Source organism: Austwickia sp., assembly GCA_016699675.1.
Classification (GTDB): domain Bacteria; phylum Actinomycetota; class Actinomycetes; order Actinomycetales; family Dermatophilaceae; genus Austwickia.
Window position 1 is genome coordinate 4,037,628 of record CP064985.1, and the last position, 25,123, is coordinate 4,062,750.

Sequence of the window (25,123 nt, forward strand, 5' to 3'; positions counted from 1 at the left end):
TGTGGCGCAACGGCTCTGACCGCTACCCGTCGTTAGGCTGGGCCCATCCCGGGCTCCCGGGAACCGACCTCGGGGGTCACATGTCCGCCACCACGACCAGCACCGGCCCGACGCCACCCGCACCCGCCGACCCTGGGTGGGCCGTGCGGACGCGGGGCCTACGGAAGACCTATCGATCCCGGGGCGGCCCCCAGGTCGCGGTCGCGGGACTCGACATGGACGTGCCCTCGGGCGGCGTCCACGGATTCCTCGGACCGAACGGCTCCGGGAAGACCACCTCGCTGCGGATGCTGATCGGTCTGGCCCGCCCGGACGCGGGGTCGATGGAGATCTTCGGCCACGACGTACCGTCCCGCCTGCCCGCCGTCATCGGCCGCGTCGGGGCGATCGTCGAGTCCCCGAAGCTCTTTCCGACGTTCTCGGGCCGGCGCAACCTGGAGCTCCTCGCGGACGCCATCGGCACGCCGCGGGCCCGGGTGGGTGCGGTCCTGGCCGAGGTGGGGCTGGCGGACCGGGGCAAGGACGCGTACCGCGGCTACTCCTTGGGCATGAAGCAGCGCCTCGCCATCGCGGCGACCCTGCTGAAGGACCCGGACCTGCTCATCTTCGACGAGCCCACCAACGGGCTGGACCCGGCCGGGATCCGAGAGATCCGCCAGACGATGCGCGACCTCGGGGCACGAGGCAAGACCGTGCTGGTCAGCAGCCACATCCTGTCCGAGGTCGAGCAGGTCGCCGACACCGTCTCGATCATCGGCCACGGCCGATTGCTGGCGCAGGGCCCGGTGCGGGACATCCTCGGCACGTCGTCTGCTCGGGCACGGGTGGTCGTCGGGGACCTACCCCGGGCCCAGGCCGTGCTGGAAGAGGGCGGCCTGGCCGTCGCGAACGACGGGACCGCGCTGTACGTCGACGGCGTCCCCGATCCCGCCGACCTCACCCGCCGCCTCGCCGACCGCGGGCTCTACCTCTCCGAGCTGACGCAGGTCAGACCCGACCTGGAGTCCGTGTTCCTGCAGCTCACCGCCGAGGAGGAGCAGCCGTGACGGGCCTTCTGCGGGCCGAGCTCGGCCGGATCCGGTCGCGACGCATGACGTGGATCATCGCGTTGATCGTGGTGGCGCTGTGGGGCCTGCTGCTCTACGGCACGGCCACGACCCACGCCCCGCTCACATCGGCGGAACAACAACAGGCCGAGCAGATGTATCAGCGGGCCCGCGCCGACTACGAGGCGCGCGGCCGGGAGATGCGCCAGGAGTGCCTCGACGCCCAGGCCAAGGAACGGGAGCGCGCCCCGGACGTCGACTTCGGCTGCGACCGGATGGAGCCCCAGCGCGAGCACTTCGGCAAGCCGGCCCCGACCTTCGAGCGGCTCTGGTCGATCCAGGAACCCGCGGCCATCTTCCTGGGCTTCCTCGCCCTCCTGCTCGGCGGGAGCTGGGTGGCCGCCGAGTTCACGACCGGGTCGATGGCCACGTGGCTCACCTACGAGCCACGTCGTACCGCCGTTTTCGCCGCCAAGGTTCTCGCCGTCGCCATCGCGATCGCCCTCGGGGCCGCCGTGGCCACGGCCGTCCTGCTGGCGGGCGTGGCGGTGATGACCCGCGCGTTCGACGTCCCGTTGGCCCTGGGGCGCGACGCCTGGGTGGACGTGGCGCTGGCGGCGGGGCGCATGGTGGCCTTCCCGATCCTCACGGGACTCGGCGGCGCGGCCCTGGCGTTCATCGCGCGACACACGGCGGCCGTCACCGGCATCGCCGTCGGCGCGGTGGTCGTCGACCAGTGGGCGGCCTCGCAGCTTGGGGACAAGGCCCGCTGGTCGCTGTTCACCAACGTCCTGGGGTTCGTGACCGGCCGCTGGCAGTATCACTATCCGAACTGCGCACAGGACTCCATGGGGGTCTACAACTGCGCCTCCGGCAGCGGGACCGTCTGGTTCGCGCAGGCGGCGGCCGTGCTCGGCGGCCTCGTCGTGGCGGGGCTAGCCCTGGCTTGGTGGCAGTTCCGGCGCCGCGACGTGGTCTGACGGGTCCTGATCAGGGCCTGATCAGGACCTGACCGCGTCCCGATCGCGTCCGACGACTCGCCGTACGGCCGCAGGGCGCCGCACGCTACCCTGGTGACCTGTGCCCGGGCCGGCGCGGCGAGCCCGCCCCCCGGAGCTGTCGTCCGTTGACCAGGGAGGATCGATCGAGTGAGCGTCGCACCCGAGGGCCGCCGGCTGATGCGCGTCGAGGCGCGCAACGCCGAGACACCCATCGAGCGCAAGCCCTCGTGGATCCGCACCACCGCGAAGATGGGCCCCGAATACTCGGCGATGAGTTCGCTCGTCAAGGACGGCGGGCTGCACACCGTGTGCCAGGAGGCCGGCTGCCCCAACATCTTCGAGTGCTGGGAGGACCGCGAGGCGACCTTCCTCATCGGCGGGGACGTGTGCACCCGGCGGTGCGACTTCTGCGACATCGCGACCGGCAAGCCGGCCGCGTTGGACGCGGACGAGCCGCGTCGCGTCGCCGAGTCCGTGCGGCAGCTCGGGCTGCGCTACGCGACCGTCACCGGGGTCGCCCGGGACGATCAGCCGGACGGGGCCGCGGGCCTGTACGCCGCGACCATCCGGGCCATCCACGAGGCGAACCCGACCACGGGCGTGGAGATCCTGCCGCCCGATTTCGGGGCCCGACCCGAGCTGGTGGGCCAGGTCTTCGACGCCCGCCCGGAGGTCTTCGCGCACAACCTGGAGACCGTCCCGCGGATCTTCAAGCGGATCCGGCCCGCGTTCGGCTACGAGACCTCCCTGCGCGTCATCAGCATGGCCCGGGACGCGGGCCTGGTCACGAAGTCCAATCTCATCCTCGGGATGGGCGAGGAGGCGCACGAGGTGGAGGCGGCCATCGGCGACCTCGCCGAGGCGGGCTGCGCCATCCTGACCATCACCCAATACCTGCGGCCCTCCCCCACGCATCACCCCATCGCCCGCTGGGTGAAGCCGGAGGAGTTCGTGCACTGGTCGACCGTCGCGCAGGAGCGCGGCTTCGCCGGCGTCATGGCCGGGCCGCTCGTCCGCTCGTCGTACCGGGCCGGTCGGCTGTGGGCCCAGGCCATGCGCCAGGCGGGTCGCCCCGTGCCGGAGCATCTGGCCCACCTCGCGGCCCGCGAGCACGCCCCGGCCCGACAGGAGGCCGCCAGCCTCGTCGACAGGGCCGCCGTGTCGACCGCGGGCTGACGACGGCGGCCCCCGCCCCGGTCGACGTACCGCACCACCTGCCGCACCAGCACAGCCCAGCTTCCACCCATCTCCACCTCAGCCCGACGAAGGGGACGACCGCACACCATGGCCCGCGCAGCGAAGGACCCCAACCGGCCAGGCATCCTCGAGCGGACGAAGACCCGGTTCGGTCAGCTCGGTCAGGTCTTCGGCCTGGCCAAGGCGGCCGACCCCCGACTGCCGCTGTACGTCGGGGGCATCGTGCTCGCCTTCGTCATCGTGGGCGCACTGATCGGCGCTGCGGTGGGGCACCCGGTCTACGTCGCCTTCCTGTTCCTGCTGCTCTCCGCGTTCCCCGTGCTGCTGCTGGTGGCGCGGAAGGCGGAGCGGGGCGCATACCGGCAGATCGAGGGTCAGCCCGGCGAGGTCGGCGCGGCCCTGGGCAGCATCCGGCGCGGGTGGAGCTTCCAGCAGGAGCCGGTGGCGATGGACGCCGGCGGGTCGCGGGATCCGCGGCAGATGGCGATGGTCTACCGGGCCGTGGGCCGGCCGGGCGTGGTGCTCATCGCCGAGGGCCCGGCGGGCCGCGCGACGAAGCTGCTCGCGTTGGAGCGGAAGCGGACCAGCCGGCTCATCCCCAACGTCCCGGTGCACGCGCTGCGGGTCGGTGCGGGGCAGGGGCCCGACGTGGTGGCCACCCATCAGCTCGTCAAGCGGATGAACTCCCTCGACAAGGTGATCACCAAGCACGAGGTGCCACAGATCGACAAGCGGCTGCGGTCCATCGGCGGGGTCCGGCCCCCGATCCCGCAGGGCATCGACCCGACGCGGATGCGCGGCAAGACGCGCCCGCGCTGATCAGGCGCGGACGATGACCGTGCCGGCGAGCCGGTCGTGCATGCCGCGGTTGTCGCGGTCCCAGACGGCCGCCGGGATGAACAGGCAGAGCAGCAGGCTGCGCTCCAGCGCCCGCAGCGGCCCGGCGTACCCGCCGTCCGCCCCCATCACGCGCAGTCCCATCAACCGATGCCCGACCGTGTACCCGACGGTGCCGACGAGCAGCAGGTTCTCGACGAAGAAGACGAGCAGCGGGCCGAACGAGTTGGAGTCATGCCCGCCGGCGAGCCGATAGCCGAGGAACGCCGAGGCCACCAGCATGCTCAGGCCCCAGTCGATGAACAGGGCGACGATGCGCCGGCCCATCCGGGCGAGCGAGCCGGGGCCCTCCCGGGGCAGGCCGAGGCGCTGGCCGACGTATTCGTCCTGCGGAGCCTCCACCTGCGGTCCGCCCAGCCAGGCGCCGATGTCCTTGCGATCCACCACGCCGCCAGCCTATCGGCCGGCCGTTCGGTCCGCGGACGGTCGGTGCTCGCCCCGTAACACGCGGGAAACATGAGGGTCACGGCCGGGAAACGCGGGATCCGTAGCGTATCCGCCGAGCAACACGGGGCCGGCAGCCATCGCCGGCCCCGATCCGAGTGAGGAGGACGGTGTGTTCAACACCCCCCAGGAAGTCCTGGAGTACATCAAGAGCGAGGACGTCAAGTTCGTCGACATCCGGTTCTGCGACCTGCCCGGCGTGATGCAGCACTTCAATGTGCCGGCGCAGACCCTCGACGAGGACTTCTTCACCGTCGGGCAGGCCTTCGACGGCAGCTCGATCCGGGGCTTCCAGGCCATCCACGAGTCCGACATGAAGCTGCTGCCGGACGTCAAGACGGCCTACCTCGACCCGTTCCGGGCGCAGAAGACGCTGATCATGAACTTCTCGATCGTCGACCCGTTCACGGACGAGCCCTACAGCCGGGACCCGCGCAACATCGCCGCCAAGGCGGAGGCCTACCTGAAGAGCACCGGCATCGCCGACACGGCGTACTTCGGTGCGGAGGCCGAGTTCTTCGTCTTCGACGACATCCGCTTCCAGACGAGCGCCAACGCGAGCTTCTACTACATCGACGCGATCGAGGCGGCGTGGAACTCGGGCCGGGAGTACCCGGACGGCAACCAGGGCTACAAGACCCGGGTCAAGGGCGGCTACTTCCCGGTGCCGCCGGTGGACCACTTCGCCGACATCCGCGACGCGATGTGCTCGGTCTTGGACCAGGTCGGCCTGTCGGTGGAGCGGGCGCACCACGAGGTGGGCAGCGCCGGCCAGCAGGAGATCAACTACCGGTTCAACACGCTGCTGCACAGCGGCGACGACATGATGAAGTTCAAGTACGTCATCAAGAACGTCGCCTGGTCGGCGGGCAAGTCCGCCACGTTCATGCCGAAGCCGATCTTCGGAGACAACGGCTCGGGCATGCACACCCACCAGTCGCTGTGGAAGGACGGCAAGCCGCTGTTCTTCGACCAGCAGGGGTACGGCGGCCTGTCCGACCTCGCCCGCTGGTACATCGGCGGCTTGCTGGAGCACGCCCCCAGCCTGTTGGCGTTCACGAACCCGACGGTCAACAGCTACCACCGCCTGGTGCCGGGCTACGAGGCGCCGGTCAACCTCGTCTACTCGGCCCGCAACCGGTCGGCGTGCATCCGGATCCCGATCGCCGGCACGTCGCCGAAGGCGAAGCGCATCGAGTTCCGGATCCCTGACCCGTCGGCGAACCCGTACCTCGCGTTCGCGGCCCAGTTGATGGCCGGCCTGGACGGGATCCGCAACCGGATCGAGCCGCCGGAGCCGATCGACAAGGACCTGTACGAGCTGCCCCCGGAGGAGCACCAGCAGATCGCCCAGGTGCCCGGCTCGCTGCCCGAGGTGCTGCAGGCGCTGCGGGACGACCACGAGTACCTGCTCGAGGGCGACGTCTTCACCGAGGACCTGATCCAGACGTGGATCGAGTGGAAGACCCTCAACGAGGTCGACCCGATCCGCTTCCGGCCGCACCCGCACGAGTTCGAGATGTACTACGACATCTGAGCAAGCCCGAAGGCGGCGGTACGGCGAGCGCAGCGAGCCGCACCGCCGCCTGAACGGCCGGCCTTACCGTCCGTAGAAGGTTTATTAGGAAGATGTAGAGGCGAAGGGCCCTAGCGCAAACCTTGTGATGCAGGGCACAATCTACTCAGAGGTGGACCCCGGACAACCATTCGAGCCGGGGTCTACTGATGTCTGGGGACGGTTACCGCGCAGGTGACCGTCCCCGACGCATATCCCGACGCGACGTCCGTCACGGCGGCGAGCCAGCTCACTTCGCGGCGGGCAGCTCACTCCGCGCGGGCCGTCCCGCCCCGACCAGCTCAGGCCCCGAACCCGCCGCTAGACGATCGGGGTGTGGTCGTCCAGCCACTCGATGCGCTCGTACCCGAACGCCGTACACGCGCTGCGCAGGTCCGGATAGACGAGGGACTCGTTGCGGACCAGCATCCCGTCGCGGCAGGCGAACCCGCTGGCGACGAGCGTGATCGGAACCCGTACGTCGTGGGTGAGCAGCGTCGGCAGGTCGGCCTGGGCCTGCTGCCCGCTGCGGACGAACAGCACCGTGGCGGTGGGCTCCTCGCGGGGGGCGGAGGAGGCGTACACCAGGAACCGGCGCAGCCCCGCGGCGTTGAGGCGCAGGTTGACGTCGACCTGGGCCGAGCGGAACCCGGTGGGCCGGCGCAGCGCGAGGAACTTGCGATTCGACGCGTGGTCGAACCCGACGACGCCGCGGGTGGTCTCGTAGACCACCCCGAGGGTGGCGACCAGCCCCTTCGGCAGGCCGAGCCGCAGCGCGAGGCGGGCGTCGTGGGCGGAGTTCATCCCGAACAGCACCACCGGGTCCGCCTCGGGCCGCACGTGCACCCGACCGCGGATGGGACGCAGCGACAGCGACGGGTGCCGGACGGGCTCCGGAGGGCGGTGCCCGAACGGGCCGCCGGAGGCCGCCGTCGGGCCGAACCCGGGCACGGGACCGCTGCGGTGCGGTGTCGTGAGGTCGAGCGTGCTGGGGTTGAGCTCGGCGAAGCGATCCCGCAGGAATGCCTCCTGGATCCGCAGGTCCCGGTCGTTGTTCTCCGCCTGGGCGCGTAGCAGGCTCGTCGTCGCCTCCCGGAGCAGGTCGAGCTGGGAGGCCAGCAGGTGCTCGGCGCGGCCGCGAAGCTCGCGGGGCCCGTCGGCGTTGAACGCCCGCAGCGTCTCGGGCAGGTAGCGCTCCAGCACATCGCGCAGGGCCGGGTTGACGCGCTCCTGCGCGGCGGGGGCGGCGTCCGTGATGGAGCGCGCCACCGGCACGGTCTCGGGGGGGAGCACCGCGGAGAGCCGGTTGATGAGGGCGGCGGTGGCGTGCCCGGCGCGGCGCGGCGGTTCGAGGGTGGCGTCGGACTGAGCGCGGTAGGCCAGGTATTCCGCCGCCGCGAACCCCGCGAGGTCGACCGGCGCCGCGCGCCACGGCCCGATGGGCAGCCGCGAGAGGGCGCCCTCGACGAGATCGCGGCGGCGCCCCTCCCCGAGGACGGCGTCGACCACGGGCCGCGCCGTCCCGAGCAGCGGGTCGACCAGCGGTCGGGCGCCGTCCACGAGTCGGGAGGCGCCGGCCGGTCGCTGGGGCCGGCGCCGGGGCCGGTGGGGTGTGCTCATCGTCAGTCCGTTCCGATCAGGTTCCGGTCAGAGGCCGTACGGCGGGTGCCGTGGGCTGCTGGGCCTGGGGCCCATTCTCCCGCCCCCGGCCGGCTCGCGCGCCACCTTCGAACCCGACAGATCACCCGCGCGACGAGCGCGATTGTGACCACCACCGCACCCGATCGCCCGGGCTGACCTGGGCCTCGGGTGTCAGAGTAGGACGCAGGATCGACAGGAGGTCACCATGGGTGTCGCAGTGTGGGGCACGGGGGCATTCGTCCCCGAGCGGGTCGTCACGAACGCCGAGGTCGGCGGCCCGGCCGGCGTCGACGACGAGTGGATCCAGCGCAAGACCGCCATCCGTGAGCGGCGTTGGGTCGCCGACGACGAGGCGACCTCCGACCTGGCCACGCGCGCGGCCGTGCGTGCCCTGGAATCCGCGGGCCTGACCCCCGACGACCTGCGCTACATCATCGTGGCGACCTCCACGCCGGACCACCCGCAGCCCCCGACCGCGGCGTACGTCCAGCACAACCTTCAGGCCCACAACGCGGCCGGCTTCGACATGAACGCGGTGTGCAGCGGGTTCGTCTTCGCCATGTCGACCGTCTCGCGGCTGCTGCAGGCGACCGGCGGCTACGGCCTGGTCGTCGGTGCGGACGTCTACAGCCGGATCCTCAACCCCGAGGACAAGCGCACGGTCATCCTGTTCGGCGACGGCGCGGGAGCCGTCGTCCTCGGCCCCAGCGAGGGCCACGACCACGGCGTGACGGCCACCAGCCTGCACACGTTCGGCGCGCTCAACGACAAGATCATGGTGCCCGCGGGCGGCAGCCGGATCCCCGCGCAGGACATCCACTACGAGACCGGGCTGGCCTACTTCACGATGGAGGGCCGCGCCGTCAAGGACTTCGTCCTGGAGGAGCTCCCCCCGCTGGTGGCGTCGTTCTTCGCCGAGGCCGACGTGGACCCGGCGACCGTCGACCACTTCATCCCCCACCAGGCCAACGGCATGATGCTCAACGATCTGGTGCCGGCGCTCGGCCTGGTCAACGCCAAGGTGCACCGCACCCTGGAGATCTACGGCAACACCGGGGCGGCATCGGTGGGGATCACGCTGGATCAGGCCGCCCGCAGCGGCGAGCTCAAGAGCGGCGAGCGGGTGTTCTTGGCCGGATTCGGCGGCGGCATGGCCGCGGGTCTGGCCCTGCTCACCTGGTAGCCGGACGGCTCACGGGTATTCGGGCGGCTCACGGGTAGCCGGATGGCTCACCGGGTCGCCGGTCCGGGCAGCGGCACGCGCCATTGCAGCTCGGTGCCCCGCGGCTCCAGGTCGACGGCGAAGCAGGATCCCCCGCGGGCCTCGGCGCGCTCGCGCAGGTTCACCAGGCCGGAGCGCGCCGCCCCGGCGGGGATGCCGATGCCGTTGTCCCGCACGATCACGATGACCTCGTCGATGGCGCTGACCAGCACGTGCGCGTCGGTGGCGTGCGCATGGCGCAGGATGTTCGACAGCGCCTCGCGCACCACCGCGACGACGTCCGCCTCGTATTCGAACGGGATGTTCCCCAGCGCCTCGAACGACACGTCGGGCACGAACCCGAAGCCCTCGGCGGCCCCCTCGACGATGCTCTCCAGCTCCGGGCCGAGGCCGCCCTCGGGCAGCCGGTGGTGCAGCTCGAAGATGGCATGGCGGATGTCCTTGACCGCCGCGTCGAGGCCGTCGAGGGCGCCGACCAACTTCTCCCGCAGCGCACCGTCGGTCTGCCGACTCGCGATCCGCAGGGACAACCCGGTCGCGTACAGCCGCTGGATCACGTGGTCGTGCATGTCGCGGGCGATCCGGTCCCGGTCCTCCAGGAGCGTGGTGCGAGACCGCGCCCGCTGCGCCCGGGCCGCCTCCAGCGCCAGGCCCATCTGCTCGCCGAAGCTCGTCAGCGCGTCCATCGTGTCGAGCGCGTCGCGCAGGTCGTCCCCGGACCAACACAGCGCGATGAGCCCGATCTCCACGTCGCCGACGGTGACCGGCATGATCGCGGTGGCACCGTCCGTAGCCAGCCCCGCGGTGGAGCGCAGGTCCTGCGACATCTCCCCCACGTGGGCGTCGTCGGGGTCGATCATCAGCAGCAGTGGCGTCCGGTTGGCCAGCACCATGCGCCAGCGCTGGCTCGTCAGCGCCGCGCCCACCATCGCGGCCGACCCCTCCCGCGCCCCGTCCACGGCTTGCAGCACGACCTGGCCGCTGTCGTCCTCCACCGTGGCGAAGACCGCCAGCTGCGCGTCGCACAGGTCCCGGGCGCGTTTCACCATCCGCTGCAGGGCGGCGCGTTCGTTGCGGCCCTCCAGCAGGGTCTGGGTCAGTTCGCCGACGGCGCGGGCCCAGTCCCGGTTTCGGGCCGCCCGCCGGTAGAGCTGGGCGTTGTCGATGGCGATCCCGGCCGCCGCCGCGAGCGCGACGATGAGCTGCTCGTCCTCGGCGGAGAACTCGGCGGCGCCGCGCTTCTGGGTGAGGTAGAGGTTGCCGAAGATCTCCTCGCGGACCCGGATCGGTGCGCCCACGAACGAGCCGACCGGCGGGTGACCCGGCGGCAGCTGCCCCACCGAGTCCGGGTGGCGGGCCACGTCGGCGATGCGGCGCGGGCCGGGTTCGGTGAGGAGGAGCCCGAGTACGCCGTGGCCGGTGGGCAGTTCGCCCTGGACGGTGCCGTCCGGTACGCCGTACGTGAGGAACTCCTGCAGGTGCTGGCCCGTCTCGTCGACGACGCCGAGCGCGCCGTACGTCGCGTCCACCAGCACACACGCCGACTCGACGATCTGCGCCAGCACGGTGGGCAGGTCGAGATTCGAACTGACCGCCACGACGGCGTCGAGAAGGCCCGCGAGGCGTTCCCGGGACTGTTGGGCGCCGTCGGCTCGGACCCGGATCTGCCCCAGCAGATCGTCCAGGTCCAGCGTCGCGCCACGGGCCAGCGCCTGCGCCGGTCTCGCCGCCTCGCCGTCCACAGGCTCGATGGTAGACGACCGCGCCAAGCGGCCCGCCACCCTACGCGGGGGGCGCGGGCGGCGCGCAGGCCTCACGCGGTGGCGAGGGGCGCGGCGGACTCCGGGTGCACGGTCAACACATCGCAGTTCGCGTGGCTCAGGCAGTAGCCGGCGACGCTGCTGTCCTCCTGGCACTCCTGGCGGCAGTCCTGCGCGACGACGAGGACGCTGGCGCCCTCGCTGCGGCGTACGAACGTCTCCCCCGGGTCCCCGTCGACGACCTCGAACGTGACCGCGAGGCGCGGGGCCTCCCGCAGCGCACGCAGCGCGGCGGTGAAGGTCGCCTCGTCGGAGGCCGCCCGCTCGTCGGGGGTCAGGCCGCACCGCAGGACCTGCAGGAACCGGACCCTGGCGCCCCGCGCCACGGCCTCCCGCACGGCCGCCCGGGCGACCGAGGGCGCAGCTCCGTCCCCGGAGAGTCCAGCGACGACGTCCCCCACGGGGGCACGCCTGGCCGGGTGGCTCGGCCACCGGGTCGTCGTCATGGGACCATGATTGGGTCCGGTCTGGGGGTGGGGCAGGGCCCAAGGTCCTGCGGGGGCGGGCGGCTCACCCGGCGCGGGCGCGCCTGTGCGGCGCGTCTGCTCGCGGGAGTCTCAGGAGCGGTCCTGGAGTTCGTCGGCGTGCGTCGCCGCGAACACGGCCGCCTGGGTCCGCCGCTCCATGCCGAGCTTGGCCAGCACGGCGGTGATGTAGTTCTTCACGGTCTTCTCGGCGAGGAACAGCTCCTGCCCGATCTGGCGGTTGGTCTGGCCCTGCGCCACGTGCAGCAGGATCCGGCGCTCCTGCGGCGTGAGGCTGCGCAGCCGCGGGTCCGAGGTCGTCCCGAGCGCGACGGACTCCTGGAAGCCCGCGATGTCGGCGTCGCTGAGCAGCCGCTTCCCAGCCGCGACCGACCGGATGGCCTCGACCAGGTCGTCGCCGTGGATGTCCTTGAGGAGGTAGCCGGCCGCGCCGGCCAGCACCGCCGTCGCGAGGGCCCGGTCGTCGTCGAACGAGGTCAGGATGAGGCCGGCGATCGAGGGGTCGACGGCGCGCACGTGCCGGCACACCTCGATCCCGGAGCCGTCCGGCAGCCGGGCGTCGAGGATGGCCACGTCGGGGCGCAGCGCCGGGATGCGGCGCTCGGCCTCCTCCGCGGACCCGGACTCGCCGACGATCTCGATGTCGTCCTCGAGCTCCAACAGTTCGCGCAGGCCGCGGCGGACGATCTCGTGGTCGTCGAGCAGGTACACACGCAGGGTCATGGGTGCCTCCGTCCTGGCGGCGTGGGTCGGCGCGCCGAGTCACCAGCCTATGTGGGCGCCCCAGCGTACCTATCCCCCGCCGGGCCCGTCAGGCCGTCGGGCGCCACGGGGTCCCGTCAGGGTTGCTGGGACTTGCCGTAGAAGAGCCGGTCCATGACCGCTCGGGCGCGGCGGGCCCGGCGTTGGTAGTCCTCCCCCAGCTCGTACCCGTGGTGGGCGTCGAGCCCCAGGATCCGCGCGATCCCCTCCCGGTCGCGGGAGTCGGTGGGCACCACGTCGGCGATCCGGCCCCGCCACAGCATCGCGGCGTCGCGCAGCCGCGAGGAGAAGGTCCACGCCTCCTCGAGGATGGCGGCGTCGTCGGCGTCGACCAGGTCCGCCGACCGGGCCGCCGCCAGCGCCGCGAGGGTGCTCTGCGTACGCAACCCCGGTACGTCGTGCGCGTGCTGGAGCTGGACCAGCTGAATCGTCCACTCGACGTCGGAGAGGCCGCCCGGTCCGAGCTTGACGTGCGACTTCGGGTCGGCGCCCCGCGGCAACCGCTCCGCCTCCATGCGGGCCTTCAGGCGCCGGATGTCGCGCTCCTGGGCGGAGGTGATGCCCTCGGCCGGGTACCGCCAGGGGTCGATCATCGCGATGAAGTCGGCCCCCAGGCCCACGTCCCCCGCCACGGGCCGGGCCCGCAGCAGCGCGTGGAACTCCCAGGTCTGGGCCCACCGCTCGTAGTAGCCCCGGTAACCGTCCAGGGTCCGGGACAGCGGTCCGGCCTTGCCCTCGGGACGCAGGTCCGCGTCGAGGTCGAGCTGGGGGTCCGGCCCGGCGAGCCCGAGTTCGCGGCGCAGCTCGATGACGACGGCGCTCGCCGCCTCCGTGGCCTCGGCCTCGTCGGCGCCCGGGTGGGGCCGGTGCACGAACAGGACGTCGGCGTCGGAGGCGTAGCCGAGTTCGCGCCCCCCGAAGCGGCCCATCCCGATGATCGCCAGGTCTGCGGGGACCGGCGCGCCGCGCTCGATCCCGACCCGTTTGGTCGCGACGTACAGGCACGCCTCGATCAGGGCCTCGTTGAGGTCCGTGAGGGCGTAGCCCACCTCGTGGACGTCGATGAGGCCGACCAGGTCGGCGACGGCGATGCGGAACAGCTCCAGCCGGCGGATCACCCGCGCGGCCTCGACCGCCTCGTCGGCCTGCTCCTTGCGGGCGATGGCCGAGCGCATCGTGGTGACCAGCCGGTCGCGGGCGCGGGGCGCAAGCCCGTCGGGCTCGCCGAAGAGCTGCACCGCGTCGGGCATGCGGATCAACAGGTCCCCCGCGAACCGGCTCCGGGCCAGGACGTGCGCGAGCCGTTCTGCGGCCTCGCCGGAATCGCGCAGCATCTTGGCGTACCACGGCGTACCGCCGAGCGTCTCGCTCACCTTCCGATAGGCGAGCAGTCCGGCATCCGGGTCCGCCTCGTCGGCGAACCAGCCGAGCATCACCGGCAAGAGCTGGCGGTGGATCGCCGCAGTGCGGCTCACCCCGGTCGTCAGGGTCTCCAGGTGCCGCATCGCGCCCGCGGGGTCGCGGAAGCCGAGGGCCTTGAGCCGCTCCCTCGCCGCCTCGGGGGTGAGCTGGACGTCGTCGCTGGACAGCTTCGCGGCGGCCGCGAGCAGCGGGCGATAGAACAGCTTCTCGTGGATCCGGCGCACCTCGCGCGCCTCGTCCTGCCAGGCGGCGGTGACCTCCCGCGCCGGGTCGGCGCGCAGCTGCATGGCCCGGCCGAGCCGGCGAAGGTCCGCGTCGCTGGTCGGCATCAGGTGGGTGCGGCGCATCTTGTGCAGCTGGATCCGGTGTTCGAGGCTGCGCAGGAAGCGGTACGCCGCATCGAGGCGCGCGGCGTCGGCCCTCCCGACGTACCCCCCGCGCGACAGCGCGGCCAACCCCTCCAGGGTGGTGCCGGAGCGCAGCGACTCATCGGTGCGGCCGTGCACGAGCTGCAGCAGCTGCACCGAGAACTCAATGTCCCGCAGCCCACCCGGCCCCAGCTTGAGCTGGCGTTTGGCCTCGGCGGCGGGGACGTGCGCCTCGACACGGCGGCGCATCGCCTGCACGTCCTCCACGAAGTGATCGCGGCTCGCGGCCTGCCACACCATGGGCTGGACGGCGTCGAGATAGGCCCGACCCAGCTCCGCGTCGCCAGCCACGTGCCGGGCCTTCAGCAGCGCCTGGAACTCCCAGGTCTTGGCCCAGCGCTGGTAGTACTGGCGGTGGCTGGCGACGGTGCGGACCAGGGGGCCCTGCTTGCCCTCGGGGCGCAGCGCCGGGTCGACCTGCCACAGGGTGCCCTCGGCGGTCGCGGCCGAGCAGGCCCGCATCAGGGTGCTGGCGAGCTGGGTCGCCGCCGCCAGGGCCGCGTCCTCGGTGACGGGTTCGGGGTCCGGGTCCAGCGGGCCGTCCGTGGGTGCCTCGGGCGCGAGGTTCGGCTCGGCGACGAAGATGACGTCGACGTCGGAGACGTAGTTGAGTTCCCGGCCACCGCACTTGCCCATGCCGATGACGGCGAGGCGGGCGATGTGGGCGTCCGGGTGCTCCTCGCGGGCGATGGTCAGGGCGGCTTCGAGCGCGGCCGAGGCGACGTCGGCCAGCGCGGCGGCCGTGGCGGCGAACGACTCCCGCGGGTCCACAGCGACCAGGTCCAGGGCCGTGATGCCGAGCATCTGCTCGCGGTAGCCGACGCGCAGGGCGTCGTACGCGGGGCGGTCTCCGCGGGCCTGCGGCCCCACGGCTGCGACGAGCCGGGCCGCCCGGTCCGCGGCGGACAGCGGTACGGCGTCCGCGGCCGCCACCCAATGCCCCGGGTGCGCCGCGAGGTGATCGGCCAGGGCGGTGGAGGCGCCGAGCACCGCGAGCAGCCGGTCGCGGCGGTCGCTGTGGCTGCCGAGGAGGGCGCGCAGGTCGGGTTCGCGGTGGGCGGCGCGGCCGTGGTGGCCCTCCCCGGCGGCCGCCTCGAGGAGCTTGACCAGGCCGAGCGCCGCGGCGTCGGGGTCGGCGGTGTGGCCCAGGGCGCGCAGCAGCCCGGTGTCGTCGCCGGGCAGGATGACCAGGCCGGCGAGGACGGGCGACTCGAGCAGGCGGGCCACCCTGCACGAATCGTGGAACCCCACCCGGGCCAGCAGGGTCGTGGGGGACTCGTGGCGGTCGACCATGGCGGGCGTGCTCCCGGGTCAGAGGTTGGGCAGCAGGCGGCGCAGCTCCAGCGGGGTCACCTGAGCCCGGTATTCGTCCCATTCCGCCTGCTTGTTGCGCAGGAAGACGTCGAAGATCTGCTCGCCGAGGGTCTCGGCGACCAGCTCGCTGCGCGCCATCACGGTGATGGCGGAGTGGAGCGAACTGGGCAGCGGCTCGATCCCCAGGGCGGCGCGCTCGGCCGGCGTGAGGCTCCAGACGTCGTCCTCGGTCTCGTCGCCGAGCTCGTAGCCCTGCTCGATGCCCTGCAGACCGGCCGCCAGGAGCACGGCGTACGCCAGGTAGGGGTTGCAGGCGGGGTCCAGCGAGCGGACCTCGACGCGGGTGCTGTTGCCCTTGAGCGGCTTGTACATGGGGACGCGCACCATGGCGGAGCCGTTGTTGTGCCCCCAGCAGACGTACGCCGGGGCCTCGTCGCCCGACCACAGCCGCTTGTAGCTGTTGACCCATTGGTTGGTGACGGCCGTGATCTCGGCGCCGTGCCGCAGGATGCCGGCGATGAACTGCCGGGCGACCTTGCTGAGCTGGTAGCGCGAGCCGGCCTCGTAGAAGACGTTCTTGTCGCCCTCGAAGAGCGACAGGTGGGTGTGCATGCCCGAGCCGGGGCAGTCCTGCAGCGGCTTGGGCATGAACGAGGCGAAGACGCCCTGTTCCAGGGCCACCTCCTTGATGACGGTCCGGAACGTCATGATGTTGTCCGCCGTGGACAGGGCATCGGCATAGCGCAGGTCGATCTCCTGCTGGCCGGGGGCGCCCTCGTGGTGGCTGAACTCGACCGAGATGCTCATCGACTCGAGCATGGTGATCGCGCGGCGCCGGAAGTCCTGGCCGGCCGCATGGGCGGAGTGGTCGAAGTAGCCGGCCGAGTCGATCGGCGTCGGCGCCGTCCCGGGGGTCCAGCCCTGCTCGAACAGGAAGAACTCGATCTCGGGGTGGGTGTAGAAGCTGAACCCCATGTCGGCGGCCTTGGCCAGGGTGCGCCGCAGCACGTAGCGGCAGTCCGCCAGGCTCGGGGACCCGTCGGGCAGCAGCACGTCGCAGAACATTCGCGCCGTCCCGGGCGGGCTGTCCCGCCAGGGCAGCACCTGGAACGTGCCGGGGTCGGGCTTGACGAGCATGTCGGACTCGGTGACCCGGGCGAACCCCTGGATCGCGCTGCCGTCGAAGCCCAGGCCCTCTTCGAAGGCCCCCTCCACCTCCGCCGGCGCCACGGCCACGGACTTCAACGTGCCCAGCACGTCCGTGAACCACAGCCGAACGAAGCGGATGTCGCGCTCCTCAAGGGTGCGCAGGACGAATTCCTCCTGACGATCCATGTCCCGATCCTGCCCCACCAATGTGACGCGGGTGTTTCGCGCGGCCTCGGATCAGCGGGCGTGGTGATCGCCACGTCCCGCCCGGAGCGCGGACAACCCCGAACCCGTTGTATCGATGCTGAGAAAGTGATGAGGTGAACTCACCCGCAGTTCCCGGCGTGCGGCCCGCCCGCCGGTAGAGGATCCGAGGAGACGGCATGACTCTTCCGAACGAGATCTCCGAGGCCGACGCCAAGCCGGCTGACGCCATCGAGGTCGTCCAGCACGTACCCCGCCCGATCGCCGAGGTCTGGCGACGACTCACGGAGCGGGAGGGCATCGAGGCCTTCCTCGGCGAGGGCGCCATGCTGGGCGGCAAGGGCGACTCGTGGCATGCAGCGGACGGCACGTACGGCGTCACCCGCAGCTACCACCCCGAGCAGCAGGTCCGCGTCAGCTGGCACGCGGACGGCGACGCCCCGAAGACCATGGTCGATCTCCAGATGGAGCCCGAGGGCGACGGCACCCTCCTCACCCTGCGGCACGAGCACCTCACCGAAGACATGGACCGCGACGCGCTCGTCCAGCGCTGGGACGCGGCGATGCACCGCCTGACCCAGATCTAAGAAAACCGCTCGCGACACGGGTCGCGGACGACGAAGGCGCCGGTTCCCTCGGGGACCGGCGCCTCGTTCGTACGTCGGGTGGGGTGCCCACCCGAGAACTCAGTCCTTCCACTGCTCCTCGCGCTCGCGGCGGTCTTCCTCGTCCCAGCGCTCGGTGTTCTCGCGGGCGTGGTCGAGCGCCTTCGCGGCCTCCTCGCGCGTCGCGAACGGACCGAGCAGATCGTCCTTGCGGGCGGTCTCGCTGTCCTCCTCGACCTGGCCGGTGCCGATGTTGAACCAATACTTCATCTCGCCTCCTGGCGCTGTCGCTGCACGCGTGTTCTCGGCATGACGGGGGGTGGCTCGCGCCGCCTCGCCGTACCCGCCAGCCTGCCACCCACACCCCCCGCTCACCACCGCGCGCACGGAGCGGATGCGCGCGGCATTCGCCGTGCGGCATCGCACGGCACCCGCTGTACGGCGTCGCGGCGCACCCGCCGTACGGCGTCGCACGGCACCCGCCGTACGACGTCGAGGGGCACACTCGACGGCCTGCCACAATCGAACCCATGCCCCGCAGCCTCCCCCGGACCACGACGACCATCGCCACGTCACCGACCTCGACCCCCCTGTCCCCCGGGCGGGTCGGCCCCCGTCGTCCGGTGCCGTCCGGGATCGTGCGACCGGAGTACGTGGGTCGCGCCGAGCCGGCCCCCTACACCGGCCCTGAGGTCAAGGACGCCGAGACCATCGAGAAGATGCGCGTGGCCGGCCGCCTGGCCGCCCAGGCGTTGGCGGCGGGCGGGGCCGCCGTCGCGCCGGGCGTCACCACCGACGAGCTGGACTGGGTGGTGCACGAGTTCCTGTGCGACCACGGCGCGTACCCCTCGCCGCTGGAGTACCGGGGATTCCCCAAGTCGCTGTGCACCAGCGTCAACGAGGTCATCTGCCACGGGATCCCCGACGACCGGTCGCTGGCCGAGGGTGACATCGTCAACCTCGACGTGACCTGCTACCTCGACGGCGTCCACGGCGACACCAATGCCACCTTCGCCGTCGGCGAGATCGACGCCGAGTCCCAGCAGCTCATCGACGTGACCCGCGAGGCCCTGCGGCGCGGCATCAACGCGGTCCGGCCGGGTCGCGAGCTCAACGTCATCGGGCGGGTCATCGGGAGCTACGCCAAGCGGTTCGGGATGGGCGTGGTCCGGGACTACACGGGGCACGGGATCGGGACGGCGTTCCATTCCGGGCTGATCGTGCCGCACTACGACGCGGCCCCCGACTACTCCACCCCCATCGAGGAGGGCATGACCTTTACGATCGAACCCATGCTCAATCTCGGCACCCCCGACTGGACGATGTGGGACGACGACTGGACCGTGGTGACCGCCGACCGGCGGCGATCCGCTCAGTTCGAGCACACGATCCTCGTGACCGCGGCCGGTGCCGAGATCCTCACCCTGGCCTGACTGGCACCCGGAAAGGACCCTGATGGTCACGCGTACGCACCCCCTCGGCATCGACATCGGCGGCAGCGGCGTCAAGGGCGCTCCCGTCGACCTGACGAAGGGGGACCTCGCCACCGATCGGCTGCGGATCGACACCCCCAAGCCCGCGACGCCCGACGCGGTCGCTGGCGTCGTCGCGCAGATCGCCACGCACTTCGCGGACCAGACCGGCGATTCTCCGGTGGGCATCACCATCCCGGGAATCGTGCGGCACGGGGTCATGCACTCGGCCGCGAACATCGACAAGTCGTGGATCGGGACTGACGTCAACACGCTGTTCAGCGAGCGGCTCGGCCGCCCGGTGACGGTGCTCAACGACGCCGACGCCGCCGGGGTCGCGGAGATGCACTACGGCGCCGCCAAGGGCGTGCCGGGGACGGTGTTCCTCGCGACGCTGGGGACGGGCATCGGCACAGCGCTGCTGGTGGACGGCAAGCTGGTCCCCAACTGCGAACTCGGACACCTGGAGCTCGACGGCCACGACGCAGAGTCGAAGGCTGCGGCCTCGGCGCGCGAGCGGGAGCGGCTCGACTGGGAGGAGTGGGCGGCTCGGCTGCAGCGCTACTTCGCCCACATCGAGATGCTGTTCTCGCCAGACCTGATCGTCATCGGCGGCGGCGTCAGCCGCAAGGCCCACAAGTTCCTGCCGATGCTGAACCTGTCCGCCCCCATCGTGCCGGCCACCCTGCGCAACCAGGCGGGTATCGTCGGCGCGGCCTGGTTCGCCACCGCGGCGGCCGAGGCGGCCCGCCCCGTACGGCGTTCGCCCGCGCGCAAGGCGACGCCGGCGAAGACCACCGCCAAGCGCACCGCGGCCCGGTCTGCGGCGACGAAGAGCGCCGCGACCAAGAGCGCGGCCGCCACGAAGGCGACTGCCAAGAAGGCGATCCCGACGAAGGCGACCGCGGCGACCAAGACCGCCGCGAAGCGCACCGCCGCCAAAGCCACCGCGAGGCGCACCCCGACCAAGTGACCGTTCGTGACCTGCGCGTTGGGTGCCACGGCACCCAAAGCGCAGGTCGTGAGCGGTCGAGCCCGGCGCGTAAGCTCAGCGCCCGGGTCAGGTCAGCGCCGCGGGTGTCCCGTCCGCGAGGTCGACCAGCCGTACGTCGGGACCGGTGAGATTGTCGATCTGGCCGAGGTAGACCGACCGCCCGCGTGGCTGGAGCAGCCCGTCGTGAATCGGTACGAACCTGCCCGGTCCCACCCGGCGTACGAACTCGATCGTCTCCTTCATCGCGCACCACGGGGCGTTGATCGGAACGGCGAGCACGTCCACGCGCCCCGGGTCGGCATCGATGGCATCGCCGGGATGGAACAGGACCGGTTCGCCGTCGGCGCGCAGGACCACGCCGACGTTGCAGATCCGCGGGATGTCGGCGTGGATCACGGCGTGCATCTCGCCCACGGTCTCGACCGTGAGGCCGCCGATCGTGAACTCGCGACCGCTGGCGAGGTCGTCGACGTCCATCCCCCGCTCGCCCAGTTGGGCCGCGGTCTGCGGCTCGACCAGCACGCGCGCCTGCGGGTTGCCGCGCAGCAGCGCGGGCAGCCGCTCGACGTCGCAGTGGTCGGGATGCTGGTGGGTCACGAAGACGGCGTCCAGGTCGCGGACCTCCTCAAAGGCGGGGGTGAAGCCGCCCGGGTCGATGAGAATCCGCACGTCCGCGACCTCGACGAGCAGGCACGAATGGCCGAGCTGGGTGACGATCATGGGTGTCAGCCTGCTGCTGCCGGAACAACGCACGCAACCGGGCGGCTGCGCCGAATCGACGCTCTCTCAGAGTCGAGGATCGCCCGCGGCGGCAACGGACCGAACCGAACCGAGTTGCTTCGGCGTCCGCGCGTGCTCCACCTGCGCTGGGGGCGTCCACACCGGCGACGTACCATTCACCGGTGGAATTCCTCAACGGGCAGCGCCCTGAGTACGACCTGACCTACAGCGACGTCTTCATGGTCCCCTCGCGGTCGGCGGTCGCCTCCCGGCTCGACGTGGACCTCACGACGCCGGACCGGGTCGGTACGTCGTTGCCCGTCGTCGTGTCGAACATGACCGCCGTCTCCGGACGTCGGATGGCGGAGACGGTCGCCCGGCGCGGGGCCATCGCCATCGTCCCGCAGGACATCGCGCCGGCCGCGGTCGAGAAGACGGTGTCGCGGGTCAAGGCGGCCCACCCGGTCTACGAGTCGCCGATCACCGTGCGGCCCTCCGCCCCGGTGGCCGAGGTGTTGGCGCTGATCGGCAAGCGCGCCCATCGGGCCGCGGTCGCGGTGGAGGACGGCCGGCCGGTCGGCATCATCACCGAGGGCGACTGCGCCGAGGTCGACCGGTTCGCAACGGTGGGCGAGGTGATGAGCCGGGACCTCGTGACGGTCACGCCCGACGTGGACCTGGCCGACGTCTTCGACACCCTCAACGCCCACCACCTGGGGATGGCTCCCGTGGTCGAGGGCGAGCGGCTGCTGGGCGTCCTGACCCGGACCGGCATCCTCCGGTCGACGATCTACCGCCCCGCGCTCGACGGCGCCGGTCGGCTCATGATTGGGGCAGCGGTCGGCATCAACGGAGACGTCGCCGGCAAGACCGAGCGCCTCCTCTCGCACGGTGTCGACGTGCTGGTCGTCGACACCGCTCACGGGCACCAGGACCGGATGCTCGAGGCGCTTGCTGTAGTAAGCACCGTGCGGGACCGGTACGCCGCCGAGAGCGGCCGTCGCGCCCCCATCGCGGCGGGGAATGTCGTCTCCGCCGAGGGCGCGCGTGACCTCGCCGCGGGCGGCGCGGACATCGTCAAGGTGGGCGTCGGGCCCGGCGCGATGTGCACCACCCGCATGATGACCGGGGTGGGGCGGCCGCAGTTCTCGGCTGTCCTCGAATGCGCGGCCGCGGCGAAGGAGTGCGGCGCCAGCGTGTGGGCCGACGGCGGCGTGAAGTACCCGCGCGACGTCGCGCTCGGCCTGGCGGCCGGGGCGGCCAGCGTGATGATCGGGTCCTGGTTCGCGGGCACGTACGAGTCCCCCGGCGACCTCATGCGCGACGCCGACGGCCGGCTCTACAAGGAGAGCTTCGGGATGGCCTCCGCTCGGGCCGTCCGCAACCGGACCCGCGAGCAGAGCGCGTTCGCCCGTGCCAGGTCGGCGTTGTTCGAGGAGGGCATCTCGTCCTCGCGCATGTACCTGGAGCCCGCCCGTCCCGGCGTCGAGGACGTGCTGGACGCGATCGTGTCCGGTGTGCGCTCCGCGTTCACCTACGCCGGCGCCACGACGATCGGCGAGTTCCATGCGCGGGTGATCGTCGGTCTGCAGGGGGCGGCCGGGTACGACGAGGGCAGGCCGCGGCACACGTCCTGGTAGGGGCCGTCCGTCGCACTCGCGGCCGACCGCTCCGCGAACAGCGGCCGCGTCCGCGATGTGGACCGCGAGCTGCATTGCCCGGTCGGGCGATTCGACGGCGCCGAGACCGGCAGGTCGGCCCGGGTGTGGGATGGGCCCATGGCCGCCATCGAGAGCCGCGCGCGGGTGGGCCTCGTGCTGCTCGCCACCGTTCTTGCGGGAGCCTCCTGCTCCGCGCCGGAGCCGGCCACCCGCGCCGCCGGGGGCGCCGAATCGGTCGTCGCGGTCCCGACGCCCGTCGCCGCCACGAGCACTCCCCCGGCAACAACCCCGCCCATCGACGTGCTCGCGGCCATGCCCGCGGAGGCCAAGCAACACACCGTCAAGGGGGCGGAAGCCTTCGCCCGGTATTTCTTTGAAACGGCCAGCACCCTGAACACGCGACCGATCCCGGGCGCCCTATCGAAGCTCTGCACACCCGATTACACCCTGTGCTCATCGCGCGAGAAGAATACGTCTTGGTTAGCCAGCAACAACTACCACACGTCGGGTAGAGAGCATGACGTTATTGATGCTGCTGCTATCGCCGACACCCCAGAGCTGACGGCCATTCAGGTGACAATGGCCCTTCAACAACTCTCGACTCGCCTGCTCGACAGTGCCGGCAAAGACGTAGATCAGTGGACTACACGCGAATTGATCGGCCTGCGCCTGACGCTCGTCTGGCGAGGCGACCGCTGGCTGGCGGCCAAGTCCGTCAAAGTCTCCTGATGAGGTCGGATGGCGATGATGTTGGCTAAGCTCGCGCTTATGGTAGCGACCGTCATGCCGTGTCTTACCGTGGCGGCCGCCACCCCAGCGCCCGATAGCCCGAACATCAGCGGCCATCTCGACGACGATAAAATCGTGCTTGAGGGCACACTGGCTCGACCAGACTCGCAAGGCGCCTCACCAAATTCACAGCAAGCTGCGGCGCTTCCGTCTGCCCCTCCAATGGAGTCTCGACGAGTGATCGCATGCGCGGGAAACAGCATTGATGATCCTCGGACCGAGCTTTGCGCGAACGCGATGACTTTGTGCGTCGGGAAGCCCGGCGTCGGCGCACTCACCCGCATCTACCAACGCCCCGCCGGCAGCACGGAGCCCTGGCAACTCGCCGAGGAGACCTGCGACCCGGACGCCGTCGAAGGCCCGGCCGCCCGCGACACCACCCTGGCCGACATCGAGCGCGAGTTCGCCGCGACCCCGCTCGCCTCCCCGGGCGCCACGCTGCAGCCGCCCGGCAACACCACCCTGGTCACGCTGCCGGTCTACTTCACCGCCACCTGGCCGCACGCCGACACCGCCGGCGCCGGCTATCGCCCCGGCCAGACCCGCACCCTCACCCTGCTCGGCCACCGCGTCGACCTGACGATCACGCTGGCCCACTTCGTCTATGGCTATGGCGACGGCGCGGATTCCGGGCCCACCTCCTCCCCCGGCGGGCCCTACCCCGGCGGCGATATCACGCACGCCTACCCGCGCGCGGGCACGTACACGCCCACGATCACCGCGGTCCTGACCGCGAGCTACCGCATCGACGGCGGTCCGCCGCGGCGCATCGCCAGCACCGCCACGCGCGCCGCGACGCTGCCCACGCTCACGGTGCTCACCGCCCGCAACCGCCTGCTCGACCCCAGCGCGACGCGCCCGGAGTGACCCGCGGGCCCGCGGGCTCGCGGGCTACCTCACGTCGACAGCAGGGCGGCGAGGGTGCCGCCGAGTTCGTACGCCGCCTCGACCCCCGCCTCGTCCACGTCGCCCAGCACCGCGAGGGGTTCGGCGACGGCACGCCACTTCAGGGCGGTCACGATCGACTCGACGGACCGTACCGCTCCCGTGGTGTCGTAGCGCCCGTGCACGAGCAGGCCGTAGGGCCGCCCCGCCGTACCGGCCTTCCCCGCGGCGCCACCCCCGCCGCCGGCGCCACCCGCGGCTCCACCCGAGTCGTCCAGCGCGCCGCCGATCTGCAGGAACGTCGCGTCGAACATGTGCTTGAGCGCCCCGCTCATGAAGCCGAAGTTGGCAGGGGTGATGAGCAGGTAGCCGTCCGCGGCGAGTAGATCGTCCGCGTCGGCCTCGTCGCGGGCGAAGGCGAGGGCCGGTACGTCACGCGTGGTCACGCCCTCGATGTCGGGATGCCGCGCGCCCTCAAGGGCGGCCTCGGTCAACCGCCGCACCGACGCGGTCGGGGCGTGGTGCACCACGAGCAGGGTGGCCATGATCGGCACCCTACGGTGTACGGCCGGCGAGGTAACCCGGCAGCCACACGGCCTCCCAGGTCGGGATCTCCTGCGCCTGGTGCGGTGCCCGGCGCGGCGCCGCCGACGCAAGCCGGTAGATCCCGTCGGCCCGGGTGAGGTAGCCGTAGTTCACGAGTTCGCGGCGTAGGTAGGCGACGTCGGGGTGGGCGGTGCGCAGCAGGTCGTTGACCTCCTTTTCGGGGTAGCTCCGGTGCGGCTCGAAGAGGGTCACGAGCTGGAGGAGTACGCCGGCCCGGGTGCGCCGTTTCGCCGGGATGGCGGTCAGTCGGCCGGCCTCGAACCATCTGGCCACGAGCCGCTCCTGCTCTCGGCGGGGCCCCTCCGTCAGCTCCTGGCGCGCGGCGGTGTAGGTCTGCCCCGTGGCGCGCATCCGCGTCCTGATCAGGGCCTTGGTGTCGCGATCCTTCGTCATTCGATCTCACCTCACGCCCGCACGGCCCCAGCCCGGCGCGGTCGGTCCGGTCGATCGTGACGATGATGCTGGCCGGAGGATCTGCTCCCCTTCGCCGCGGCGCGGGAGCTGGGGTCCCACGGCAGGCTGGGCGTCGGTCACGCCGCTGATCGCAGCATTCCACGGCGACGGCCCGGCGGCCAACCAGGTTTCGGGATGAGGCCGCTTGAGGCACGATCGGGGAATGACCGAATCGCCCACTGTCTGCCCGGAATGCGGCACCGCGCTGGTGCGCATGAGCCCCGACCACGTGCCCTCGACCGACAGCGCTCGGACCACGGATGGCGCATCGACGCTGTACTGCCCGCAGTGCAAGCTGGTGCGTCCGGGCCATCACGCGGGTGCCTGAAGCGTCCGTCGCCTCGGACGGAG

Annotated in this window: 24 protein-coding genes; 13 read left to right on the forward strand and 11 right to left on the reverse strand. The window is 71.8% G+C overall.

Going from position 1 to position 25,123, the window contains the following annotated elements; all coding sequences use genetic code 11:
• Positions 1-80 precede the first annotated feature (80 nt).
• From IPK37_18405 to IPK37_18420, 4 genes are all read left to right on the forward strand, one after another.
• A complete protein-coding gene (locus IPK37_18405) occupies positions 81-1,046 on the forward strand; it encodes an ABC transporter ATP-binding protein (GenBank protein QQS00731.1) in 966 nt (321 codons plus the stop codon).
• Positions 1,043-2,026, forward strand: coding sequence for an ABC transporter permease subunit (locus IPK37_18410; GenBank protein QQS00732.1), 984 nt, complete (start codon positions 1,043-1,045; stop codon positions 2,024-2,026). The genes IPK37_18405 and IPK37_18410 overlap by 4 nt, the downstream gene beginning before the upstream one ends.
• Positions 2,027-2,194: 168 nt before the next feature.
• Complete coding sequence (locus IPK37_18415; protein QQS00733.1) at positions 2,195-3,223, forward strand: lipoyl synthase; 1,029 nt, start codon at positions 2,195-2,197, stop codon at positions 3,221-3,223.
• Positions 3,224-3,331: 108 nt separating this feature from the next.
• Positions 3,332-4,063 carry a DUF4191 domain-containing protein gene (locus tag IPK37_18420; GenBank protein ID QQS00734.1) on the forward strand — a complete coding sequence of 244 codons (732 nt, stop codon included), beginning with the start codon at positions 3,332-3,334 and terminating at the stop codon, positions 4,061-4,063.
• On the opposite strand, the gene IPK37_18425 is transcribed toward IPK37_18420, so the two are convergent.
• Positions 4,064-4,528: an RDD family protein gene (locus IPK37_18425; GenBank protein QQS00735.1), complete on the reverse strand. Its 465-nt coding sequence runs from the start codon at positions 4,526-4,528 to the stop codon at positions 4,064-4,066. It abuts the gene before it with no gap.
• Positions 4,529-4,697: 169 nt separating this feature from the next.
• Here IPK37_18425 and glnA point away from each other — a divergent pair, with 169 nt between their 5' ends.
• Positions 4,698-6,122: a type I glutamate--ammonia ligase gene (gene glnA, locus IPK37_18430; protein QQS00736.1), complete on the forward strand. Its 1,425-nt coding sequence runs from the start codon at positions 4,698-4,700 to the stop codon at positions 6,120-6,122.
• Positions 6,123-6,461: 339 nt separating this feature from the next.
• Here the strand turns inward: glnA and IPK37_18435 are convergent, their stop codons facing one another.
• Positions 6,462-7,760, reverse strand: a complete 1,299-nt coding sequence (locus IPK37_18435) for a hypothetical protein (GenBank protein QQS00737.1) — start codon at positions 7,758-7,760, stop codon at positions 6,462-6,464.
• Between the two features lie 226 nt (positions 7,761-7,986).
• On the opposite strand from IPK37_18435, the gene IPK37_18440 reads away from it, so the two are divergent.
• Positions 7,987-8,964 (forward strand): beta-ketoacyl-ACP synthase 3, encoded by a 978-nt coding sequence (locus IPK37_18440; protein ID QQS00738.1) that lies wholly within the window; start codon positions 7,987-7,989, stop codon positions 8,962-8,964.
• 47 nt (positions 8,965-9,011) lie between these two features.
• Here the strand turns inward: IPK37_18440 and IPK37_18445 are convergent, their stop codons facing one another.
• The 5 genes from IPK37_18445 to IPK37_18465 all read right to left on the reverse strand — a co-directional run bounded on the left by IPK37_18445 (position 9,012) and on the right by IPK37_18465 (position 16,569).
• The gene (locus tag IPK37_18445) at positions 9,012-10,754 is read right to left on the reverse strand and encodes a GAF domain-containing protein (protein ID QQS03005.1); all 1,743 of its coding nucleotides are present in this window, start codon (positions 10,752-10,754) and stop codon (positions 9,012-9,014) included.
• A gap of 62 nt (positions 10,755-10,816) precedes the next feature.
• Positions 10,817-11,269, reverse strand: coding sequence for a universal stress protein (locus tag IPK37_18450; GenBank protein QQS00739.1), 453 nt, complete (start codon positions 11,267-11,269; stop codon positions 10,817-10,819).
• Positions 11,270-11,380: 111 nt separating this feature from the next.
• Complete coding sequence (locus IPK37_18455) at positions 11,381-12,031, reverse strand: response regulator transcription factor (protein ID QQS00740.1); 651 nt, start codon at positions 12,029-12,031, stop codon at positions 11,381-11,383.
• Between the two features lie 116 nt (positions 12,032-12,147).
• Positions 12,148-15,213 carry a bifunctional [glutamine synthetase] adenylyltransferase/[glutamine synthetase]-adenylyl-L-tyrosine phosphorylase gene (locus tag IPK37_18460; GenBank protein ID QQS00741.1) on the reverse strand — a complete coding sequence of 1,022 codons (3,066 nt, stop codon included), beginning with the start codon at positions 15,211-15,213 and terminating at the stop codon, positions 12,148-12,150.
• 18 nt (positions 15,214-15,231) lie between these two features.
• On the reverse strand, positions 15,232-16,569 hold the full coding sequence (locus IPK37_18465; GenBank protein QQS00742.1) for a glutamine synthetase: 1,338 nt from the start codon (positions 16,567-16,569) through the stop codon (positions 15,232-15,234).
• 197 nt (positions 16,570-16,766) lie between these two features.
• Between IPK37_18465 and IPK37_18470 the strand changes: the two genes are divergently transcribed.
• On the forward strand, positions 16,767-17,174 hold the full coding sequence (locus IPK37_18470) for an SRPBCC domain-containing protein (protein ID QQS00743.1): 408 nt from the start codon (positions 16,767-16,769) through the stop codon (positions 17,172-17,174).
• Between the two features lie 99 nt (positions 17,175-17,273).
• Here the strand turns inward: IPK37_18470 and IPK37_18475 are convergent, their stop codons facing one another.
• Complete coding sequence (locus tag IPK37_18475) at positions 17,274-17,462, reverse strand: hypothetical protein (protein QQS00744.1); 189 nt, start codon at positions 17,460-17,462, stop codon at positions 17,274-17,276.
• 260 nt (positions 17,463-17,722) lie between these two features.
• Here IPK37_18475 and map point away from each other — a divergent pair, with 260 nt between their 5' ends.
• The gene (gene map, locus IPK37_18480; GenBank protein ID QQS00745.1) at positions 17,723-18,625 is read left to right on the forward strand and encodes a type I methionyl aminopeptidase; all 903 of its coding nucleotides are present in this window, start codon (positions 17,723-17,725) and stop codon (positions 18,623-18,625) included.
• Between the two features lie 22 nt (positions 18,626-18,647).
• Entirely contained in the window at positions 18,648-19,637 is a 990-nt protein-coding gene (locus IPK37_18485; GenBank protein QQS00746.1) for an ROK family protein, read from the forward strand.
• An 87-nt stretch (positions 19,638-19,724) separates the two neighbouring features.
• Here IPK37_18485 and IPK37_18490 read toward each other — a convergent pair whose 3' ends face one another.
• Positions 19,725-20,378, reverse strand: coding sequence for an MBL fold metallo-hydrolase (locus IPK37_18490; GenBank protein ID QQS00747.1), 654 nt, complete (start codon positions 20,376-20,378; stop codon positions 19,725-19,727).
• Positions 20,379-20,560: 182 nt separating this feature from the next.
• On the opposite strand from IPK37_18490, the gene IPK37_18495 reads away from it, so the two are divergent.
• The 3 genes from IPK37_18495 (at position 20,561) to IPK37_18505 (ending at position 23,695) form a co-directional block, all read left to right on the forward strand.
• Positions 20,561-22,018, forward strand: a complete 1,458-nt coding sequence (locus tag IPK37_18495) for a GuaB1 family IMP dehydrogenase-related protein (GenBank protein QQS00748.1) — start codon at positions 20,561-20,563, stop codon at positions 22,016-22,018.
• Positions 22,019-22,156: 138 nt separating this feature from the next.
• Positions 22,157-22,768, forward strand: a complete 612-nt coding sequence (locus IPK37_18500) for a hypothetical protein (protein QQS00749.1) — start codon at positions 22,157-22,159, stop codon at positions 22,766-22,768.
• 297 nt (positions 22,769-23,065) lie between these two features.
• Positions 23,066-23,695 carry a hypothetical protein gene (locus tag IPK37_18505; protein QQS00750.1) on the forward strand — a complete coding sequence of 210 codons (630 nt, stop codon included), beginning with the start codon at positions 23,066-23,068 and terminating at the stop codon, positions 23,693-23,695.
• A 29-nt stretch (positions 23,696-23,724) separates the two neighbouring features.
• Here IPK37_18505 and IPK37_18510 read toward each other — a convergent pair whose 3' ends face one another.
• Positions 23,725-24,258: an NAD(P)H-dependent oxidoreductase gene (locus IPK37_18510; protein QQS00751.1), complete on the reverse strand. Its 534-nt coding sequence runs from the start codon at positions 24,256-24,258 to the stop codon at positions 23,725-23,727.
• A gap of 10 nt (positions 24,259-24,268) precedes the next feature.
• Positions 24,269-24,712: a DUF2087 domain-containing protein gene (locus tag IPK37_18515; GenBank protein ID QQS00752.1), complete on the reverse strand. Its 444-nt coding sequence runs from the start codon at positions 24,710-24,712 to the stop codon at positions 24,269-24,271.
• Between the two features lie 223 nt (positions 24,713-24,935).
• Between IPK37_18515 and IPK37_18520 the strand changes: the two genes are divergently transcribed.
• A complete protein-coding gene (locus IPK37_18520) occupies positions 24,936-25,100 on the forward strand; it encodes a hypothetical protein (protein ID QQS00753.1) in 165 nt (54 codons plus the stop codon).
• Positions 25,101-25,123 lie beyond the last annotated feature (23 nt).

Coding starts and splice junctions, on each gene's coding strand:
- IPK37_18490 (QQS00747.1), bottom strand. CDS start 20,378: ATGATCGTCACCCAGCTCGGCCATTCGTGCCTGCTCGTCGAGGTCGCG.
- IPK37_18460 (QQS00741.1), bottom strand. CDS start 15,213: ATGGTCGACCGCCACGAGTCCCCCACGACCCTGCTGGCCCGGGTGGGG.
- IPK37_18515 (QQS00752.1), bottom strand. CDS start 24,712: ATGACGAAGGATCGCGACACCAAGGCCCTGATCAGGACGCGGATGCGC.
- IPK37_18440 (QQS00738.1), top strand. CDS start 7,987: ATGGGTGTCGCAGTGTGGGGCACGGGGGCATTCGTCCCCGAGCGGGTC.
- IPK37_18455 (QQS00740.1), bottom strand. CDS start 12,031: ATGACCCTGCGTGTGTACCTGCTCGACGACCACGAGATCGTCCGCCGC.
- IPK37_18450 (QQS00739.1), bottom strand. CDS start 11,269: ATGACGACGACCCGGTGGCCGAGCCACCCGGCCAGGCGTGCCCCCGTG.
- IPK37_18465 (QQS00742.1), bottom strand. CDS start 16,569: ATGGATCGTCAGGAGGAATTCGTCCTGCGCACCCTTGAGGAGCGCGAC.
- map (QQS00745.1), top strand. CDS start 17,723: ATGCCCCGCAGCCTCCCCCGGACCACGACGACCATCGCCACGTCACCG.
- IPK37_18435 (QQS00737.1), bottom strand. CDS start 7,760: ATGAGCACACCCCACCGGCCCCGGCGCCGGCCCCAGCGACCGGCCGGC.
- IPK37_18420 (QQS00734.1), top strand. CDS start 3,332: ATGGCCCGCGCAGCGAAGGACCCCAACCGGCCAGGCATCCTCGAGCGG.
- IPK37_18510 (QQS00751.1), bottom strand. CDS start 24,258: ATGGCCACCCTGCTCGTGGTGCACCACGCCCCGACCGCGTCGGTGCGG.
- IPK37_18505 (QQS00750.1), top strand. CDS start 23,066: ATGACTTTGTGCGTCGGGAAGCCCGGCGTCGGCGCACTCACCCGCATC.
- IPK37_18470 (QQS00743.1), top strand. CDS start 16,767: ATGACTCTTCCGAACGAGATCTCCGAGGCCGACGCCAAGCCGGCTGAC.
- IPK37_18405 (QQS00731.1), top strand. CDS start 81: ATGTCCGCCACCACGACCAGCACCGGCCCGACGCCACCCGCACCCGCC.
- IPK37_18520 (QQS00753.1), top strand. CDS start 24,936: ATGACCGAATCGCCCACTGTCTGCCCGGAATGCGGCACCGCGCTGGTG.
- IPK37_18475 (QQS00744.1), bottom strand. CDS start 17,462: ATGAAGTATTGGTTCAACATCGGCACCGGCCAGGTCGAGGAGGACAGC.
- IPK37_18500 (QQS00749.1), top strand. CDS start 22,157: ATGGCCGCCATCGAGAGCCGCGCGCGGGTGGGCCTCGTGCTGCTCGCC.
- IPK37_18485 (QQS00746.1), top strand. CDS start 18,648: ATGGTCACGCGTACGCACCCCCTCGGCATCGACATCGGCGGCAGCGGC.